This is a genomic window from Veillonella parvula (assembly GCF_040097785.1).
In the GTDB taxonomy this organism is placed as follows: Bacteria; Bacillota; Negativicutes; order Veillonellales; family Veillonellaceae; genus Veillonella; species Veillonella parvula_D.
Window position 1 is genome coordinate 363365 of the sequence record NZ_JBBNNS010000001.1, and the last position, 20272, is coordinate 383636.

Annotated in this window: 17 protein-coding genes and 1 riboswitch; of the genes, 2 read left to right on the plus strand and 15 right to left on the minus strand. The window is 37.4% G+C overall.

What is annotated here, in order from left to right; translation table 11 throughout:
- Positions 1 to 94: 94 nt before the first annotated feature.
- The 3 genes from AAA071_RS01745 to AAA071_RS01755 form a co-directional block, all read right to left on the minus strand.
- Positions 95 to 838, minus strand: coding sequence for a DUF4241 domain-containing protein (locus tag AAA071_RS01745; protein WP_004697361.1), 744 nt, complete (start codon positions 836 to 838; stop codon positions 95 to 97).
- 1 nt (position 839) lies between these two features.
- A complete protein-coding gene (locus tag AAA071_RS01750) occupies positions 840 to 1748 on the minus strand; it encodes an HAD family hydrolase (protein ID WP_004697132.1) in 909 nt (302 codons plus the stop codon).
- A gap of 140 nt (positions 1749 to 1888) precedes the next feature.
- Positions 1889 to 2827, minus strand: a complete 939-nt coding sequence (locus AAA071_RS01755; protein ID WP_195213215.1) for a DUF1848 domain-containing protein — start codon at positions 2825 to 2827, stop codon at positions 1889 to 1891.
- A 149-nt stretch (positions 2828 to 2976) separates the two neighbouring features.
- On the opposite strand from AAA071_RS01755, the gene AAA071_RS01760 reads away from it, so the two are divergent.
- Complete coding sequence (locus tag AAA071_RS01760; RefSeq protein WP_004697068.1) at positions 2977 to 3726, plus strand: class I SAM-dependent methyltransferase; 750 nt, start codon at positions 2977 to 2979, stop codon at positions 3724 to 3726.
- Between the two features lie 70 nt (positions 3727 to 3796).
- Here the strand turns inward: AAA071_RS01760 and AAA071_RS01765 are convergent, their stop codons facing one another.
- The 9 genes from AAA071_RS01765 to ribD all read right to left on the minus strand — a co-directional run bounded on the left by AAA071_RS01765 (position 3797) and on the right by ribD (position 13312).
- Positions 3797 to 5086: an amidohydrolase gene (locus AAA071_RS01765; RefSeq protein ID WP_004697167.1), complete on the minus strand. Its 1290-nt coding sequence runs from the start codon at positions 5084 to 5086 to the stop codon at positions 3797 to 3799.
- A 118-nt stretch (positions 5087 to 5204) separates the two neighbouring features.
- The gene (locus tag AAA071_RS01770) at positions 5205 to 6449 is read right to left on the minus strand and encodes an adenosylhomocysteinase (RefSeq protein ID WP_316581654.1); all 1245 of its coding nucleotides are present in this window, start codon (positions 6447 to 6449) and stop codon (positions 5205 to 5207) included.
- Between the two features lie 175 nt (positions 6450 to 6624).
- Positions 6625 to 7689 (minus strand): S-methyl-5-thioribose-1-phosphate isomerase, encoded by a 1065-nt coding sequence (gene mtnA, locus AAA071_RS01775; protein ID WP_195213214.1) that lies wholly within the window; start codon positions 7687 to 7689, stop codon positions 6625 to 6627.
- A 42-nt stretch (positions 7690 to 7731) separates the two neighbouring features.
- Positions 7732 to 8526, minus strand: coding sequence for an S-methyl-5'-thioadenosine phosphorylase (gene mtnP, locus AAA071_RS01780; protein ID WP_195213213.1), 795 nt, complete (start codon positions 8524 to 8526; stop codon positions 7732 to 7734).
- Between the two features lie 109 nt (positions 8527 to 8635).
- Positions 8636 to 9514, minus strand: a complete 879-nt coding sequence (gene hslO, locus AAA071_RS01785; protein ID WP_195213212.1) for an Hsp33 family molecular chaperone HslO — start codon at positions 9512 to 9514, stop codon at positions 8636 to 8638.
- Positions 9515 to 9711: 197 nt separating this feature from the next.
- On the minus strand, positions 9712 to 10173 hold the full coding sequence (gene ribH, locus AAA071_RS01790; protein ID WP_004697404.1) for a 6,7-dimethyl-8-ribityllumazine synthase: 462 nt from the start codon (positions 10171 to 10173) through the stop codon (positions 9712 to 9714).
- A 69-nt stretch (positions 10174 to 10242) separates the two neighbouring features.
- On the minus strand, positions 10243 to 11445 hold the full coding sequence (locus AAA071_RS01795) for a bifunctional 3,4-dihydroxy-2-butanone-4-phosphate synthase/GTP cyclohydrolase II (RefSeq protein WP_195213211.1): 1203 nt from the start codon (positions 11443 to 11445) through the stop codon (positions 10243 to 10245).
- A gap of 15 nt (positions 11446 to 11460) precedes the next feature.
- Positions 11461 to 12117, minus strand: a complete 657-nt coding sequence (locus AAA071_RS01800) for a riboflavin synthase (protein WP_004696980.1) — start codon at positions 12115 to 12117, stop codon at positions 11461 to 11463.
- Positions 12098 to 13312, minus strand: coding sequence for a bifunctional diaminohydroxyphosphoribosylaminopyrimidine deaminase/5-amino-6-(5-phosphoribosylamino)uracil reductase RibD (gene ribD, locus AAA071_RS01805; protein ID WP_195213210.1), 1215 nt, complete (start codon positions 13310 to 13312; stop codon positions 12098 to 12100). The genes AAA071_RS01800 and ribD overlap by 20 nt, the downstream gene beginning before the upstream one ends.
- 67 nt (positions 13313 to 13379) lie before the next feature.
- Positions 13380 to 13495, minus strand: a riboswitch (FMN riboswitch).
- A gap of 293 nt (positions 13496 to 13788) precedes the next feature.
- On the opposite strand from ribD, the gene poxB reads away from it, so the two are divergent.
- Complete coding sequence (poxB, locus tag AAA071_RS01810; RefSeq protein ID WP_004697269.1) at positions 13789 to 15531, plus strand: ubiquinone-dependent pyruvate dehydrogenase; 1743 nt, start codon at positions 13789 to 13791, stop codon at positions 15529 to 15531.
- Positions 15532 to 15627: 96 nt separating this feature from the next.
- On the opposite strand, the gene AAA071_RS01815 is transcribed toward poxB, so the two are convergent.
- The 3 genes from AAA071_RS01815 to AAA071_RS01825 form a co-directional block, all read right to left on the minus strand.
- Complete coding sequence (locus AAA071_RS01815; RefSeq protein ID WP_118091420.1) at positions 15628 to 16086, minus strand: hypothetical protein; 459 nt, start codon at positions 16084 to 16086, stop codon at positions 15628 to 15630.
- A 56-nt stretch (positions 16087 to 16142) separates the two neighbouring features.
- Positions 16143 to 16352, minus strand: coding sequence for a hypothetical protein (locus tag AAA071_RS01820; RefSeq protein WP_021148165.1), 210 nt, complete (start codon positions 16350 to 16352; stop codon positions 16143 to 16145).
- 126 nt (positions 16353 to 16478) lie between these two features.
- Positions 16479 to 20270 carry a PolC-type DNA polymerase III gene (locus AAA071_RS01825; protein ID WP_302131687.1) on the minus strand — a complete coding sequence of 1264 codons (3792 nt, stop codon included), beginning with the start codon at positions 20268 to 20270 and terminating at the stop codon, positions 16479 to 16481.
- Positions 20271 to 20272 lie beyond the last annotated feature (2 nt).

Genomic DNA, 20272 nt, shown 5'->3' on the forward strand with positions numbered 1-20272 from the left:
TATGAACATATTAATAGGCGCTTAGTTATCTAAGCGCCTTATTTTTATATATTTTGATTTATAAAATTAGTTCCTTAACTATACACCCAGTGTATTATTCATATGCTTCGCTACAATCAATGTATTCCATAATAATTTGACAGATTTGACCATCTTTATCAAATGCCCAGTATACTGGATATAAACCATCACCAAATCCAGATTGAATCATCGGTACTGTCAATTCTGTATCAGGAATTGTAAAGTTAATCCAATCACCTTTAGAACGTTGGTATTGTGGATAGGCCATAGCATTTAATTGGAATAAATCACTATAATAGTCATCGTATATATTTTTTTCAGGATAGTTTATATGCCATTGTTCATAAAACTTATTATATGTTTCAATTGTTTGTGCATCTACAATTGTAGCTAAACCCGAATCTACAGGAAATCCAATATAGGTATCTCCATCATCTAAATCGGTTAAGTCCTCTGTCCCTTTTAATGCTAATTCATAGTATACAGGCTCATTGCCACTAAAAACAACTCGACTAGCTACATAACGATACTCATTTGGTTCCATTTCAATTATCTTAGTCTCTAACAAATACGTACCTGGTGTTACCTGTCTAAGATATGTATCTGGTTTGCTTGGCAATGTTACTAGAGGATCACAACACGTAATATAACCTGTTGGAAAATTTACCGTCCACATAGGTAATGTGTGTAACGGAAATCCTTTTAACTCCTTTCGGTTAAATAAATCGTGATATGGTACGGTAGGTTTTAATTTACCTTCAGAACCTAATCTGTTAAAGGTTTGAATCCATTCGCTAGTTAATTTAGATTGTTCCATATTACTCCTCGGCTTCGTATTTACAATGAATATATTCGCCTTCTAATACTTCATAGGCTGCGGTTTTACGAATAATTTGCTTCACTAAGGTATCTAGTTTTGAACCATTAGAATAGTCTGCAGGTGCATAATAACGGATACGATGATGACGCATCATCTTATATACCTTTTCTTTATCCTTCTTAAATGGATCATAAACACCTATAGAATGACCTCCATTAGCGTTCACAAGACTCATACAAGGAATATCTGTATCGCTATCCCCAATATAAATCATGTTACGGAACGGCACACGTTGATTTTCAGGCTTAATGTAATCATTAACACCAGTATCATTAATATCGAGAATTCCTTTTTGAATGCGGAACAAAAATTGTGTCTTATTCGTATAGTTAATGGCTTGTGCGGGCCAAACAGCTACACCTTTATCATCGAACATAAATGCACTGGCATAGATTTTGGTGAAAGCCCCCTCTTTTGCCATTTCAGTGCCTTCGATCATTTCTTTTAAGCCAGACGAAATAATATAATGTTCAATCTTAACGCCTTGTTCTAAGCCATATTGACAAATGCGTTCAAACCAAGTCCGTACCCCTTCGTATAATTCTACTTGATTGCCGTATTCCATGAGCTTATCTTTTGTTACATAGAAATGGCCTACTGCTTCTTGAATCATTTTGTACATATAGGCTAAGTTATTATCCATATCATGTTTTTTAGCCAATTGATTTGATTCATGCCAAAATTGTTTGATTTGCTCTTCGTTATAGCCTACCGATTGAATAAAACCTTGTGCCTGCATATCGTCAGGGGTTAATGTCTTATCAAAGTCATAACACATTGCTAACACGGGCATAGACGAGTCAGGTGATAGTAAATTATCTTTACTATCTTTCTTATACGTTATCATAAATGCACCTCCTTTTAAACTAAACAAAAAATACATTTACACTCTCTTATATTCCTGAGATACCTGCTTGACAACCCCTTTGGTATCTATTTTACACGATAAGTCAATTCATTTAATTTAGTAATTCCTCGTAATTCTCTCTAAAATAAGCTATCCTGTGTTACAGTTTCTTTTACAATCCAGCTCTTTTCCGTACTTTCTTTGATAATTTCTCTTTTTGAAAGTCTTCCAATAAGTAAACTAGAATTTGGATCATGATGTAAACGATTATATCGAACTACTGCTTGATTAGTATTAGCATAACAATAACGGCAAAAGTGGCTACAGCTATCATAGGCACCAATATCACCATGTAAATAACAATTACATTCTAATCGTGCTGGTGTGCGTTTAGGTGCTTTTAATTTTATATTCCAGGCCCTCTCATAACAATCTAAGGTTAAACACCCCTCTGTATCAGCACCAAACTCTTTAAAGATATCCCTTTCTCCACAGGTTTTAAGATTCATATGATTGGAATGAGCTATGGAAACAAATTCTTTAATGATCTTAGTTTGAACATCTAAACTTGGTCTATATCCTTCTGGAAAATTCTGAGCCACCTTATCCAATATATCTAAAAAGCTAACAACAACTGTATCTGTATAACCTTTAAGGGCTTGAGCCATTTTGTAAAAGCTTTCACAATGAAAATCAACAGTATATTCATTAGTTAAAATGATAGGATCATAGCGCCACACCATAGATTGAAAATTAAGCTGTTTAGAAATATGTTTAAACCCTTCTATAATAGACGCATAAGTTGGCACATAGGGTTCAATATCAGTTCCATAAGGCGTTATAGTCATATGCCAGTATTGTCTGTAATCAACAATTTCATTTAGTAGTGGAATAAACGGTAAAGGATTCTTTGTACAGAATGCAATACCATCTACCACTTCTTGATTAATTGGATACCGTGTCACCTGTAGGGGATTATAAGGATTACGAACATCTACAAAACCTTCACGTATACGATTGCTTAGCCATTGCCCATAAAAAGCAGGAATATCTGTACGTTGCCCAGTCTGTAATATCATAGCCCCTGCCCTTTCAGTAAAATAAAAACATAGGAGTATTATATCATATCTAATAGTAAGTATTTATGGAGTTAATGTGATTTTTGCTGTATAGTTCATTATTATTTTATGGTACTATACATACTATAGAATATGAGGAGAACTAAATTATGAATGATACTTTTGAACGCAACCATCCTATGAAGGATGATAAAGAATTTATTACAGCCTATTGGGCAGATCGATCTCACGATTTTGGCGCTTTACGTGCAAAAGAATTAGAAAGTCCCAAACTAAAATTATGGAGAGAAGAATTAACTTGTCATATATTTGATTCTGATAGATCTTTACGAATATTGGATATTGGATGTGGAGCCGGCTTTTTTAGTATTATACTATCTCAGCTTGGTCATACAGTGCATGGCATTGATATTACACCTAATATGATAGATGAGGCAAATCAACTAGCAGAGTCCCTCGATTGTGATGCAACCTTTTCTGTGATGGATGCAGAGAATCTAGGATTTGATACTAATACCTTTGATATCGTTGTGGCCAGAAATGTAACGTGGAATTTACCCCATCCTGACAAAGCCTATGCCGAATGGTTTCGCGTCATTCGCCCAGGCGGTTTGATTTTAAACTATGATGCGGAACATGCTCGTAATCATCATAATGTACCACAATCTGTTCATCATGCCCATGAACATGTAAGCAACGAATTAAAAGAACGGTGTCATACCATTTATCATATGCTCGACATTTCGTCTTATACACGACCTCAATGGGATAAAGAACTACTTACTAAATTAGGTGCTAGTTCTGTTACCATTGATCTAACTGTAGGTCCGCGTATTTACAATGAGGAAGACGAGTTTTATATTCCTGTACCCATGTTCTTGGTGAAAGCAATTAAATAAATCTATATAATATATAACACAAAACCCACTCTATGATTATCATGAGTGGGTTTTGTGTTTAGATTAACTGCTAATTACTAAAATATACCTGAGCTTTATCAATCTCTGCCCGTAGTTTTTCTTCATCAATTGTAAGCAGTTCTTTGTCTTTCATAAGAACTTTACCACCCACAATTGTAGTATTTACATCGGAGCTATTAGCAGAGTATACAAGAGCTGCTAAATCATTGTAACGAGGCATCCAGTGCATACCAGATACATCATATAGCACGATATCTGCACGATAGCCTTTATCTAATACACCAAGATCTGTATATCCCAATGCTTTTGCACCTTCTACAGTGCCCATGTTCCATGCGGCTTGAGCAGGAATAGCCTTTGGATCATAAAGACGTGCTTTATGTAATGTTGCTGCAAGACGTACTTCTTCAAGCATATCAGCATTATTATTAGAAGCGGAGCCATCTGTACCAAGACCAACCGTAATACCTTTGGCAATCATTTCAGGTACTGGTGCAATACCGCTAGCTAATTTTAAATTAGATTGTGGATTATGCGCTACGGCTACATTATTTTCAGACATAATAGCCATATCTTCGTCTGTCACATGAACGCAGTGTGCGGCTAAGGTAGTATTCCAGAATAAACCTAAATCATGCATATGCGCAATTGGTGTCTTACCAGTAGCTTTCATAACAGTCTCCACTTCTCCTTTTGTTTCGGACAAGTGCATATGAATACCACAATTTAATTCATGAGATAAGGCAATCACCTTTTCCATATAATCATCAGGGCAAGTATATGGTGCATGTGGTCCAAGCAATACTTTGATGCGGTCATTATCAAAGCCGTTCCAAGTGCGGAATAAGTCAGCATTTTCAACTAATGCTTGATCTGCTGTTGGGGATACACCGGCTAAGCCACGTGACAATACAGAGCGAATACCTGTTTCTTTTACCACCTCAGCAGTAGTATTCATAAAGAAATACATGTCGCTAAATGTAGTGGTACCAGTGCGCAACATTTCAGCAATACCGAGTTGTGTGCCGTACCGTACATAATCGTCATTTAATTTTGCTTCTGTTGGCCAAATAGCCGTTTCAAGCCATTCCATAAGCTCAAGATCATCTGCATAGTTTCTAAATAGACCCATCGCAATATGAGTATGTGTATTTACAAGACCTGGCGTAGCCAATTGACCTTTACCGTCTAGTACTTCCTTAGCAGAGACTTTTACCTTTTCAGCTTCACTATCGTTTAAAATAGCTGTAATATAACCATTATTAATTGCAATGGCATGATTTTTTAGAACCCCCTCATCGGTGAGGACGTCTACATGAGTAATCAATAAATCAGACATAGTCTTCCCTCATAGGTATAACCGAGCCATGATAGCTCGGTTATATTTGTTTAATTTGAAAGCTAGTATAGTTTAGATACAAAATGTATTACAGAAACCATTATATTTCAATACAGTATTAGTTTACTTTTGTTAGATAATCGATTTGTTCTTGTGTTAAAGAATCTAAGTCATAGCCCATGGAGTTCAACTTAAGTTTAGCGATTTCCACATCTAATTCATGAGGCAATACGTATACTTTTGGACCCATTTCTTTACCGTTTTTCAAGATATACTCTGCAGCAAGGGCTTGCATAGCAAATGACAAGTCCATAATTTCTGCAGGGTGACCATCGCCAGCTGCAAGGTTTACTAGACGGCCTTCAGCCAATACATAGAGTTTACGACCATCAGACATAGTATAGCCTTCGATGTTTTGGCGAACCCTTTCGTGGCTTACAGCAAGTTCAGTAAGATCAGAAACATTCACTTCGCAGTCAAAGTGACCAGCATTACATAAGATAGCTTTATCTTTCATCACTTTGTAATGCTCTTTTACAATAACATCTTTACAACCTGTTACAGTACAGAAGATATCCCCAACCTTAGCGGCTTCAATCATAGGCAATACTTTGAAGCCATCAAATACAGCCTCTATAGCTTTAATTGGATCTACTTCAGTTACATATACGTGTGCACCAAGGCCTTTTGCGCGCATCGCAACGCCTTTACCACACCAGCCATAACCAGCAACAACAACGTTCTTACCTGTTACAGTCAAGTTCGTAGTGCGCATGATACCATCCCAAACGGACTGACCTGTACCATAGCGATTATCGAAAAGATATTTACAGTAAGAGTCATTTACAGCAATCATAGGGAATGTTAATTGTTTAGCGTTCTCTAATGCATATAAACGATGTACACCTGTTGTAGTTTCTTCACTCCCCCCTAACAAACGTTCTTTTGCATCTTGTCGTGTAGTATGCAATAGATTTACTAAATCACCACCATCATCAATGATAATATGTGGTTTATGATCAAGTGCTTTATGGAGGAAGTTAAAATATTCTTCATCAGTACAATCGTACCAAGCATATACAGTAATGCCCATATCTACAAGACCTGCAGCTACATCGTCTTGTGTAGACAACGGATTGGAGCCCGTTACAATTACATCTGCACCACCGCGTTTTAATACAGTCGCAAGGTATGCTGTTTTTGCTTCCAAGTGAACACTAACAACAATTGTTTGGCCTTTGAAAGTTTGTTCTGCTTCAAAACGGTCACCTAATGTGTTTAATGTAGGCATAAAGTTAGAAACCCAATCAATTTTTTTGCGACCTTCTGTTGCTAAATTTATGTCTCTAATTAAAGATTGCATAATATCTCCTTTTACTCATACAAGTAGATACAATAAAATAAATAGTTGATAGTAAATCTACTTAGATTTATTGATATTATATAATGTTGTTAATATCGTTGTAGATACTTACTTATATAGATAATATATTGCTTATATTTTGAATGCTTAATAAGCTAATCATTAAGATAATAGATTATTTAGATTCTACAATCTGGCGTAGCTTACCGATTGATTCTTCATAATTTGGAGTCAATACTCCCTCTTCGGTGATAATCGCTGTTACAAGTTCATGAGGTGTTACATCAAATGCAGGATTAAGTACATCAATACCACTAGGGGCTGTTTGAACACCGTGTAAAGCGGTTACTTCATCATCGTTACGCATCTCAATAGGAATATCGCTACCATTTTCCAAAGTAAAATCAAATGTACTATAAGGAGCGGCTACATAAAACGGAATATTGTGGAATTTAGCTAGTACAGCCACACCATAGGTACCAATCTTATTGGCTACATCCCCTTTTGTAGTGATGCGGTCAGCACCGACGATAACGGCATCAATTAATCCATGTTGCATCGCATAGGCTGCCATATTATCTGTTTCAAGAGTAATAGGAATACCATCCTCGTAAAGTTCAAAGGCTGTGAGTCGAGCACCTTGTAATAATGGACGTGTTTCATCAGCATACACGCGTTCCAGTTGTCCATTTTCATGTAATTTACGAACAACACCAAGTGCTGTTCCTAGACCACCTGTAGCTAGTGCACCCGCATTACAATGAGTTAAGATGCGAATATTCTTTTTACCTTCAAATAATGTAGAACCTGCTTCGGCCATACGTCTATTCAAAGACACATCTTCTTCGTGAATGATAATAGCCTCTTTTGTAATGAGGTCTACTACTTCACTCATTGAGGACATACTGTCAACATTAGTTTTCACAAGAGAAATGACACGATCTACAGCCCAAGCTAAGTTGATTGCCGTAGGGCGAGTTTCTTTTAAGATCTCACTAAACTCATATAAGCTTGTAAGTTGTTCACTAAATGGCGCCTCTAAACGTCCTGCTTCCATAGCAGCTAAAATGAGACCATAACTAGCAGTTACGCCAATAGCAGGTGCGCCACGAACGCGAAGCATTTTAATAGCTTCGGCCACTTGGCGCCAATCTGTACAGTGAACGTATGTAATTTCAGTAGGCAATTTAGTTTGATCTAATAGTACCAGCGTATCTTTACGCCATTCAATATTAATCATAACTTCTCCTTCGATAAACTATTGTGTATCATTATGAGTTGATTATAGTTTAAAACCACCATATTCATGCATGCGATTATGAGCATCATAACGAGCATCCACATCGATTGCATCAATAGCTCCTAAGATAAGAGATTTTAGTTGAGCCGCCATATTGCCCATCATTTCTACAACTTCCGCATGTGTCAAAGCAGATTCAGAAATACCTGCTGCATAGTTGGTAATCATAGAGATCGTAGCATATGCCATTTCAGCTTCATTCGCTAAATTTACTTCCGGTACATTTGTCATACCTACTGTATCGCCACCGAGCATGTGGAACATTTTGATTTCTGCAGGAGTCTCAAAACGAGGGCCTTCAGTACATACATAGGTACCGCCATTATGTATCGTAAGGCCTTGTTCCGTACCTACCTTTTGAAGAATATCACGTAATTCAGGGCAGTATGGATTTGTTACATCAAGATGTGCCACTGGACGGTCCCCACCTTCATAAAACGTAGTGATGCGGTTCTTTGTGAAATCTAAGAATTGGTCAGTCAACACAAAATGACCTGGCTTAAAGTTCTCATTTAAAGAACCTACTGCTGTCGTGGAGATAATAAATGTAACGCCTAGTTTTTTGAGGCCCCAAATATTTGCACGATAGTTAATTTTGTGTGGAGGAATTGTGTGATCTTTACCGTGACGAGCTACAAAGATTACAGTTTTTCCGTGGTATGTACCTTGTACATAATCTATTTCACCATATGGTGTCATTAAGGATTCTTCATGAATATTTTCAAAGATGGACGGATCATAAACACCAGTACCACCAATTACGCCAATTGCACTCATTGTGACCTCCTATTATTAATAACTCTATCTTTTATTTTCTCATAGAATAGAAAAACAGGCTATAGGAAAAACCTAGTAGCCTGTATTTTTTCTACATATTATAAAGTTTTTATTGAATTGGACCTTTTGGGATGAACATATCTTGTAACTCTTCACGTGTGAAATGATATTTTTCATTACAATAATGGCAAACAAGCTCTGTTACGTCATCTTCCAAAATAGCATTCTTATCTTCTTCACGTAATGTCATTAGCACACTGGCAAAGCGATCATGACCACAACGACATTGGAAATGAATTGGTTCATTATATACTTCATTCACAGTTAAACCATCGAGAACGCGTTCCATAAGACCTTTACCATCTGGGTTTGCTTTCAAATATTCTGTAATAGGACCAAGTTCATTAATATTCTTTTCTACTTGTGCTAATGCTTCATCTGTAGCATCCGGTAAGGCTTGTACGATAAAACCTCCAGCTACAACCGTATGGTAATCTGGATCTACTAATACACCTAAACTAATCGTAGACGGTACTTGTTCAGATGCATATAAATAATATGCCAAATCCTCTGCTACTTCACCACTTTGAATCGGGCTTGTAGAAGTATAGTCTTGCGCTAACTGCGTGAAACGAGTCACTTGCACTTCCCCATTATGACCTACGGCAGCACCAACATCAAGCTTACCAGCATGCTTTAAAGGTACATCAACATGTGGCTCGTCTACATAGCCTCGAACCGTATTATCAGAGTATGCATCTACATGAACTACACCTAGTGGACCATCACCTTTGATACGAAGACTTACGTTTTCATGGTTTTTAAAATCACCAGCTAACAAAATAGCTCCCGTCATAGCACGACCTAAAGCAGCTGTTGCTACAGGCCATAAATCATGACGTACACGAGCTGTTTCAACTGTATCGGTTGTTACAGCTAAAGACATACGAACCCCTTCTCGGGTTGTAAAACGTTTTATATAATCCATTCTATCATTCCTTATTTCTACTGATTTTATTAAGGTATTACTTTTATATTGCTTATATAGTATATCATGTCAAATATTTAACTTTCAATAATAGAGAATATATGTTCGTCTAGTCTTATTTAAAATTAAAAGAACATATTTTCGATGATATAAAAACACCCAGTACCATAAGATACTGAGTGTTATATATACAATTCTTAGATTTGATCGATAAGGTTAACCATTTCGATTGCACCCATCGCACAATCATAACCTTTATTACCCGCTTTTGTACCTGCGCGTTCAATAGCTTGCTCAATGTTTTCAGTAGTTACTACACCAAACATAACAGGAATACCAGTTTCCAAAGATACATGTGCAATACCTTTAGCCACTTCGTTGCATACATAATCATAATGAGTAGTGGCCCCACGAATAACAGCACCTACACAAATAACTGCATCATAACGACCAGATAAAGCTGCTTTCTTAGCAATCAAAGGAATCTCATAAGCACCTGGAACCCAAATTACTGTAATATCCTCTTGTTTAACATCGTGACGAAGTAAACAATCTTCAGCGCCTCCGATTAATTTAGATGTAATGAACTCGTTGAAACGAGAACCGATAATAGCAAATTTCTTACCAGTACCTAATAAGTTACCTTCTTGAACCATCATTATGTTGACCTCCTCTATTCCATCTAAGGAAATATATATGTAACGACCGAGTTATATGGTGAAAGTTAATTAGTCTTCTAACATATGACCCATTTTTTCTTCTTTTGTTTTTAAATAGCCTGCATTAAATTTATTTGCAGCAATGATGAGTGGTACACGGCTAGTTACATTGATTCCCCAATGTTCTAAGCCATGACGCTTTTCGGGATTGTTAGTTAATAAGCGGATGCTTTTAATACCCAAGAAACGGATAATTTGAGCCGCTAAGGAATATTCACGCATATCTGCAGGGAAGCCTAATTGTTCATTTGCTTCTACTGTATCAAGGCCCTGTTCTTGTAATGCATAGGCTTTAATTTTATTGGTCAAACCAATGCCACGGCCCTCTTGTCGCATATATACAACAACGCCTTTGCCTTCTTTTTCAATAGCGCGCAACGCATTGTCTAATTGTTCGCCACAATCACAGCGCTTAGAACCAAATACATCGCCTGTTAAACATTCAGAATGAATACGGACAAGCACATTGCTACAATCTTGAACATTACCCTTTACGATAGCTAAATGCTCTTTATGATCTAATTCATTTTTAAATACAAAGATATTAAAATCACCAAATTTAGTAGGCAACTTAGAACAAGCACCAAGCTCAACCATATCTTCATGTTGTTTACGATATTCAATAAGTTCTGCTACAGAAGCAATTTTCAAATCATGCTCCTTAGCAAATTTCATCAAATCAGGTAAACGGGCCATGTCACCATCATCTTTTGTAATTTCACAAATAACGGCAGCCTCCTGTAAACCTGCTAAACGGCAAAGGTCGATAGATGCCTCAGTATGACCTTGACGTACCAGTACACCGCCCTCTTTATAGACAAGTGGGAACACATGACCTGGACGGCGAAAATCTTGAGGTTTTGCAGATGGATCTAATAATTTTTGGATTGTATAGGCACGCTCTGCTGGAGATACACCGGTTGTAGTATCTACATGGTCAACAGTAACAGTGAAAGCAGTTTCATGGTTATCAGTATTTTTAGTAACCATTGCAGGAATGCCAAACTTTTCTAACGCTTCGCGGCGCATAGGCGTACATACGATACCGCGAGCGTATTTAACCATGAAGTTAATGTTTTCTTGCGTCGCAAACTCTGCAGCAATGATAAGATCACCTTCGTTTTCACGGCTTTCATCATCAACGATAATAACAGGTTTACCAGTTTTAAGGTCTTGTAAGACTTCATTAATAGAATGTAATTGTTCGCTCATAGGAACGCTCCTTACTTATATAAATCCATTCTCTACTAAGAGGGATTGCATAGATTTTTTAGGCTTTTCTTCGGTAGGTTCACTACCAAGATTCATAAAATGACGAATATATCGTCCAGCAATATCCGTTTCTAAATTGACCTCTGTTCCAATATGAGTAAAACCTAAAATAGTTTCACTCAAAGTGTGAGGAATGATAGAGACGGAAAAACTACTTTCTGTTCGTCGCATAATTGTGAGGCTAATTCCATCGATGGTAATGGAGCCCTTATAGATAACATAATCCATAACGGATTTTGGAGTTTCGATAGTAAAGATAATGGCATTATCGGTTTGTTCACGATTAATAATACGACCTGTACCATCTACATGGCCTGCCACAATGTGACCACCAAATCTACCATTAGCAAGCATAGCTCGCTCTAAGTTGACTGGTTGATGGACTTTCAAATTAGTAAACGTAGTCATCTTAATGGATTCTGGCATCACATCCGCTGTAAATATACTATTGCCAATCGTTGTGGCCGTCAAGCACACCCCATTAACAGCTACGGAATCACCAACTTTTAAATCGCTAAAAATTTTTTCTCCTCGAATTGTTATGGTTAAGGATTTAGGGCCCTTTTTAATGTTCTCGACGCGGCCAATTTCTTCAACGATTCCCGTGAACATAAGCGCCCCTCCTTCCTTGACGATACGCTTCAATGCGAATGTTATTATCTAATACTTTAATCTTGGTGAAAGTTAGTTGTGGCGAAGCCTTTAAACTTTCAAAACCTCGACCTCCTACAGCTGGTGTTGCATCGTTACCACCAATAATGGTATTTCCAATATATGTTACGACCTTATCAAAGTTCTTCGTTTCCACAAAGGAACTGATAATTGCAGATCCACCTTCAACAAGAATAGATGTGTAACCTAGTTCACCTAGTTTTGTAAGAATATCATCGATAGATAATTTCTTAATATCAATCACAATGTCTGTGCTCTTGCTTTTACGAGTAGAAATAGATTCTACTACGGTTACTTGAGCACCAACTTGTTCTAATGCTTGTATCCGATCCTTAGGACAACCTTTAGATACGAATATATGAATCTTGCGATTATTTATTTCAAAGACGCGACTAGTAGTAGGTGTTCTACCAAGACTATCCAAGATAATTACATCTGGTTGATGAATCGTAATCGGTTCATCAAGTATGCTTTTATCTAATAACGCATCTGATAATTCACTATCCGTTAAACGACAATTTAACTGTGGATTATCTGCCAAAATTGTACCAATTCCAACGAGCATGGCATCATGCGTGGCACGCAACACATGTCCATCGCGACGAGAGGACTCATTTGTAATCCATTGAGATTGTCCAGTAGATGTAGCAATTTTCCCATCTAATGACATAGCACTTTTTATAGTGACAAAAGGCTTACCTGTCTGTATATAGGTAAAGAAATGCTCATTTAGTTCAGCACATTCATCACTACATACGGGGCAAACAACCTTAATACCTGCTTCACGAAGTAACTCCATTCCCTTTCCAGAAACTAGTGGATTTGGATCTGTACTACCTACTATTACTTTAGCTATGCCAGCCTCAATGATACGAAGCGCACAAGGTGGTGTTTTTCCATAATGAGAACATGGCTCTAATGTTACGTATAAAGTAGCACCTTTGGCATTATCACCTGCTTGATTTAGTGCATGCACCTCAGCATGAGCTGTACCAGCTTTATGGTGATAACCTTCACCGATTATTGTATTATCTTTTACCACAACAGCACCAACCAAAGGATTTGGTGAGGTGTGACCTGTGGCTAATTTTGCCAGTTCAATGGCGCGCTTCATATATACTACGTCATCCACCATATCACCTCAATAAAAAAAGGACTATTACATAGTCCTTGGGTCATCATAAATGCGCACAACAAATGTGCCTCGTCTTTTCTCATCCAGACTCTACTGTCGGTATCGGAATTGCACCGATTCATACCAAAAAGGTTCGCGGACTTTACCGCCGGTAAGGAATTTCACCTATCCCCAAAGACTTATCTATTTTGTTTATGAATTAATAGTAACACTTTTATTAATGTTATGCAAGAATAATAGTTTTGTATTGAGAAAGAATATTAAATAATTTGATTAAAATATAATTTTTAGAACACAAATACTAGAATAATATAAATAATAATATATATTTACTTTTAATATAAACATATATAAACTATGTATACAGTAAATAGTAACTTTTATCACATAATTACAAGTTAAACAAGTCTAATATAGTATATATGGTTTGAATAACCATATTTTAATGATAGTAATTATTAAATATAGGTGATAATATGGCAAAAAAACGAATTTCTGATGTACTTATAGAAGTCTTAGCCAATGCGGGCATCGAACGCATTTACGGTATCACTGGAGATAGTCTAAACTCTGTAAATGATAGTTTACGCCGCAATGGTAAAATTGCTTTTGAACATGTACGACATGAAGAAACAGCAGCCTTTGCTGCCGGTGCAGAAGCATCCCTAACTCATAAACTAACTGTATGTGCTGGTAGCTCTGGTCCTGGCAACTTACACTTGATTAATGGTCTCTTCGACTGTCATCGCAATCGTGTTCCAGTATTGGCCATTGCTTCTCACATTCCTCAATCTGAAGTAGGTTTGAACTATTTCCAAGAAACACATCCAGAAAATCTATTCAAAGAATGTTCTTGTTTCTGCGAACTTGTATCCAATCCTAAACAAATGCCGGAAATTCTATTCCGTGCTATGAACGCTGCTGTTGGTAACCAAGATGTTGCAGTTATCGTTCTTCCTGGTGACGTTGCCGTTATGGAAATGGAAATTGACGAATTACCTGTATGGACCCCACCTCGTTTACCTCATATCGTTCCACAACGAGAAGATATTGAAGAAATGGCTGCTCATTTAGAAACAGGCAAACGTATTACCCTATTCTGTGGTGCCGGCTGTGAAGGTGCCCATGACGAAGTGGTAGAATTAGCAAAACGCTTGCAAGCACCGGTTGTACATGCTTTCAGAGGTAAAGAATGGGTTGAATGGGATAATCCATATGATGTAGGTATGACTGGCCTATTAGGCTATACATCTGGCTACCGTGCTATTGAACAATGTGATACATTGGTAATGCTTGGTACAGACTTCCCTTACCGTCCATTTTATCCAGAAAATGCGAAAGTAATACAAGTAGATAGAGATCCTAGTGCTTTAGGTCGTCGCGTACCTCTTACACAAGGTATCATTGGTACTGTAAAAGATACGTTAAAAGAATTATTACCTCTTGTAGACCAACGTGGTGATACTGAATTTATCGACACAGTGCGTAAAGCGTACACTAAATTTAGAGGTGATTTAGATAGTTATGCCGTTGCCGAGCCAGATGGTGTAGCAATTCACCCTCAATACTTCGTAAATCGCCTCAATAAACTAGCAGCAGAAGACGCGATCTTTACCTTTGACGTAGGGACTCCAGTTATTTGGACTGCTCGCCATCTAAAAACAAATGGTAAACGCCGTATTTTAGGATCCTTTAGCCACGGCTCCATGGCTAATGCTATGATGCATGCTATTGGCGCTCAAAATGCTTGTCCAAATCGTCAAGTCATCTCCCTCTCTGGTGATGGTGGCTTTACAATGATGATGGGCGAAATGTTAACATTAAAACAACTTAACTTACCTATTAAAATCTTTGTATTCAATAACGAAGAACTTAGCTTTATCGCTATGGAAATGAAGGCTTCCGGCTATCTAGACTACGCTACAGACTTTGTAAATCCAGATTTCGGTAAACTTGCTGAAGCTGCTGGTATCAAAGGTGTGAGCATTCATAACTCTAGCGAAGTTGATGAAAAAATCATGGAAGCCCTTAACCATAATGGCCCAGTCATCGTTAACGTTCGCGTAGATAAACAAGAACTTGCTATGCCTCCTAAAATTGCATATCAACAAGCTAAAGGCTTTAGCAAATATTTAATAAATGCAATCCTTGATGGCCGTGGTACAGAGCTTAAAGAAATGGCCAAAACAAACTGGATGAAATATAAATCCTTATACTAATATTGCAAAATTTACAAAATCTGCCAAAATAAATAAACTGCAAAACTTTCAAAAAGAGGGGTCATCATTCGATGATACCTCTTTTATTGCATAATTTTAATCATATACTGTTATAAAACCTTCAGTCCAGCCCCTTAAATTGAGAGTAATTGTATCAATTCCTAAACAATCTAAACCATATACTTTAAATATATCCCAGGTCTTATACCACTTTAATGCTTTCTCTGCATATTCTAAAGTGCTAAATAAACCTATGTATCCAGAACATGTATAATAATCATCTATATCATAATCATACCAAACACCATAAACTTTATTGTTTATTATTTCATAACTAACTTCATTACCTATATGAGCACAATCATTTAAATAGTGAGTTGTTATAGAAAAAGAATTATCATTTAAATCAGAAAACCCAACTAATTTTTTAGACTCAGCTATTGTCGATTCAGCCAATGAAATATCCGTAAAAAATCCCAAACCAAAATACTCTGTATAAGGTAACATTTCATTTCTTTTATAGTGTGCTAAAGCTTCATATATTGGAACTCTCATAACTAACCCACTCACTGTAATATAAAAATAATATAAATATGACATTTTAATTATTTCTATCTATAATAATCGTCCTCGTAGTCACCTTTATACCGTAATCGATCGACCTCTGATGGGGACAGTATATTCCCCTCTTCATCAACATATTCTCGGAATTCGTTAAAGTATACTCCTGGAATATCTGATGCTTCTAGATTAGGCATATCCTCTAACTCAACATCCCAAAGTTCTATTTCATCCACTTGATTTTGAAGTCGCTCTATCATATTCCAAAACTCCCTAGTATCAATGATATATATTAACTGTATTGTAACAAAATATATAAAAATAAGCACTATATTCCTCTTTAGGTGTATAGTGCTTACTTTGTATGTAGTTTTTTTTGTATTAAATTATGCCCCAAAGAGTGACATTTGTTCATCTTCAGGTAGTTCACCACAGCATTTGAGGTCTTTCATAAGATCAATGATGGTATTTGATACTTTACAACGGCGTTGTAAGTCTTTTAGAGATGTAAATGGACGTTCATTTCTTTCCTCGACGATAGCATCAGCCACTGTTTCACCAAGTGAATCAATAGCTAAGAATGGTGGCAATAAAGCTCCATCCTTAATGCTAAAGCGTCTAGCTTCAGAATGTTGAATATCTACATTAATAAAACGATAGCCTCGTTGATACATTTCCATAGATACTTCCAAGGCACTCATAAGGTCCTTGTCTTTAGGGCTGGCAGCACGATCAAGAGCCTTGATACGGTTAAACTCGGTCAATTGTGTTTTAAGGTCTCCTGTCATGATTCGTAAGTCGAAGGCTTTCGCGCGAATGGAGAAATATGCTGCATAGAATGCCAATGGATGGTATACCTTAAACCATGCAATACGGAAGGCCATCATTACATATGCTACCGCATGGGCCCTTGGGAATAAATAGGAAATCTTTTTACAAGACTCAATAAACCATTCAGGAATATTATTTTCACGCATTTCTGCTTCAAATTCCGTTGTAGCTTGACCTTGTTTATTTCGTTTTTCAATCCCCTTCCCTTTACGTACGTTTTCCATAACGAAGAAGCTGTGCTTTCTATCCATACCACGATGAATCAAGAAGTTCATTACGTCGTCACGGGTGGAAATAGCTTCGTTTAACTTACAAGTTCCATTTTTAATAAGGTCTTGCGCATTATCGAGCCATACATTCGTACCATGAGAGAAACCAGAGATACGTACTAAGTCAGAGAAGGTTTGCGGACGAGAGTCTTCCAACATGCCCCGTACAAACTTCGTACCACATTCTGGTACGGCTAAGCTGGCTACCTGGTCACCTTGCAATTGTTCAGGTGTTAAACCAATCCCCTCTGTAGAGGAAAACAAGCTCAATGTCTTTGGATCATCAAATGGTATTGTCTTAGCATCGATACCTGTCAAATCCTCTAGCATACGAATAATTGTGGGATCATCATGGCCCAGAATATCAAGCTTAGTCATACGACCTTCGATGGAGTGATAATCAAAGTGTGTCGTTAATACGCCACTTTCCTTTTTATTCGCTGGATGTTGTATGGGCGTAAAATGATGCACATCCATATCTCGAGGACATACCATAATACCACCAGGGTGTTGTCCCGTAGTATTCTTTACATTTGTAAAGCCTTTCGCTAAATGTTCAAAGAATCCATTGCGGGCTTGTATATCTCGAATTTCGGCGTATTTTTTAACATAACCAAAAGCAGTTTTATCAGCTATAGTACCAATTGTACCGGCTTTAAATACATTGTCACGACCAAATAGTTCTTCCGTATATTTGTGAGCTTTTGCTTGGTAATCACCGGAGAAGTTAAGGTCAATATCTGGAACCTTGTCACCTTCAAAACCAAGGAAAATTGCAAATGGAATATCATGTCCATTTGTTTGTAAAGCATGACCGCATTCAGGACAGTCTTTACGAGGCAAGTCAAAGCCCCCTGCATATTCACCCTTTTCAAAGAATTCTGAATATTTACAGTTAGGGCATACATAATGAGGCGGTAATGGGTTTACCTCTGTAATCTCAGACATGGTAGCGGCAAAGGATGACCCTACGGAACCACGGGAACCTACGAGATACCCATCATCAAGAGATTTTTTTACCAGCTTATGAGCGATGTAATACAATACGCCGTAACCATTGGAAATAATACAATCCAATTCATAATCGAGACGTTCTTGTACGACACGAGGCAATGGATCACCATAAATAGCCTTCGCATTTCTATAGCACATTTCTGTGAAAGCTTTGTCAGCACCTTCAATCTTAGGTGAATATGTACCATCAGGCACTGGCTTAATATCTTCAATGCTATCATTAATAGCACGTGTATTAGTAACGACTACTTCGTATGCTTTCTCTTCGCTTAAATAAGGGAAGGACGCAAGCATTTCATCTGTAGTACGTAAATGTAAATCTGGCTGTTCGTCTGCATCTGGATAACCACATGCAGTTAACATGATTTCACGATAAATTTTTTCTTCTGGTGTCAGGTAGTGAACGTCACAAGTAGCACATACAGGTTTGTTTAAGGCTTCTCCTAATTCGATAACGGTCTTATTCATATCAATAAGTGCCTGCTCGTCGGGCATGAGACCTTTACGAACCAAAAACGTATTGTTAGTATGTGGTTGAATCTCAAGATAATCGTAGAAGGATGCTACTTCCAAAAGCTCTTCTTTTGTAGCTCCACGAACAATGGATTGCATAAGCTCCCCTGCTTCACAGGCAGAACCGATGATAATACCTTCACGATGTTCTTCAATAACGGAGCGAGGCAAACGCGGACGAACTTTGTAATGTTCAAGGTGAGAAATGGAAATCATTTTATATAAATTACGCAAACCAACCATATTCTTAGCTAATAAAATAATATGGTAACGTTTATCTTTTTCTTTCTTTTTCTTTTTATCTAGTACAGGCTCTTCATCTTTTATTACCGTTTCATCTTCGATGAGGTAACCTTCTACACCATAGATAACTTTAACACCTAACTCCTTACCAAGAGCTTGCGCTTCTGGGAAGGCTTGTACTACGCCATGGTCCGTAATAGCCACCGCAGGATGGCCCCATTTTTTAATTGTTTTAAACAAGTCTTTTACAGATACAAGAGCATCTTTATCACTCATCTTGGTATGTAAGTGGAGTTCCACACGAGAGTCCGGACGATTTTCAGTTCGTTCCACACTAGTAGTTTCTATTGCTTCAATACTGCGAATAGAAAGAATATAATCCTTGTCAAAACGATCATCAAAGCTAACACTACCTTGTACGCGAACCCGTTGTAAGCCTTTTAGTTGTTTTAGTAATTCATCCCCTTCTTCAGGACTGTTCGTAAACTTGATAAATTTAATGCTATTTGTATCATCTACAATGCTGCCGTTAACGATACTTTTACCCGTCTTAGTATCACGTTTATCTAAACCAACAAAGACACCTTCAAAAATTACACTAGGTGTATCCAAGGTGCCCATGATTTTAGATGTGACCCCTTCAATTTTAGGTCCTAAAATCATGCCTTCATCAGTAGGTGCATCCTTTGGTACACGACGAGGATATTTACCATCCCCTTCACTTCCTTTAGCCGTAGATTTTGTAGTTTTTTTAGGTCCAAAGCCTTTGCTTGCTTTAGGTGTACTGCTCACAGATGCGATAGTATCACTACTGCTAGATTCGGCAGCCGTATGATTAGAACGAGACACAACAACTGGACTATTGTTGAAATAGCCTAATTCAATAGCTTCTACAAATGGGGCAAAATCATCTTCGTCTACATCATCATATTCATGTTGTTGGTCATAACCCGCAAAAGACTTGCCTCTAGGTTCTTGATTTTTAGCCTCTTCAGCTTCACGTTGTGCTTCAGCCGCTTCAATCCATTCACCAGCACCACAGCCACCGCCATAATAATAGGTATCTAACCCTTCACCCGTTTCAGTATCTACTTTCCAAGCAAAGCAACAAGCTGTATCTGTATTTGTTGGAATATCATCAAAAGAGATATTTTTTTCCTTATACCATGCAGACAACCTTTCACGTAGACTAAGCAATGTGGAAAATGCAGAGTCTGCTGCTTGAATCGTCACATGTTGGCTATGACAGTTCACATAGAAGGATGATTTCTTATTCTGTTTTGGTACAACACGATAACGTACTTTCATTT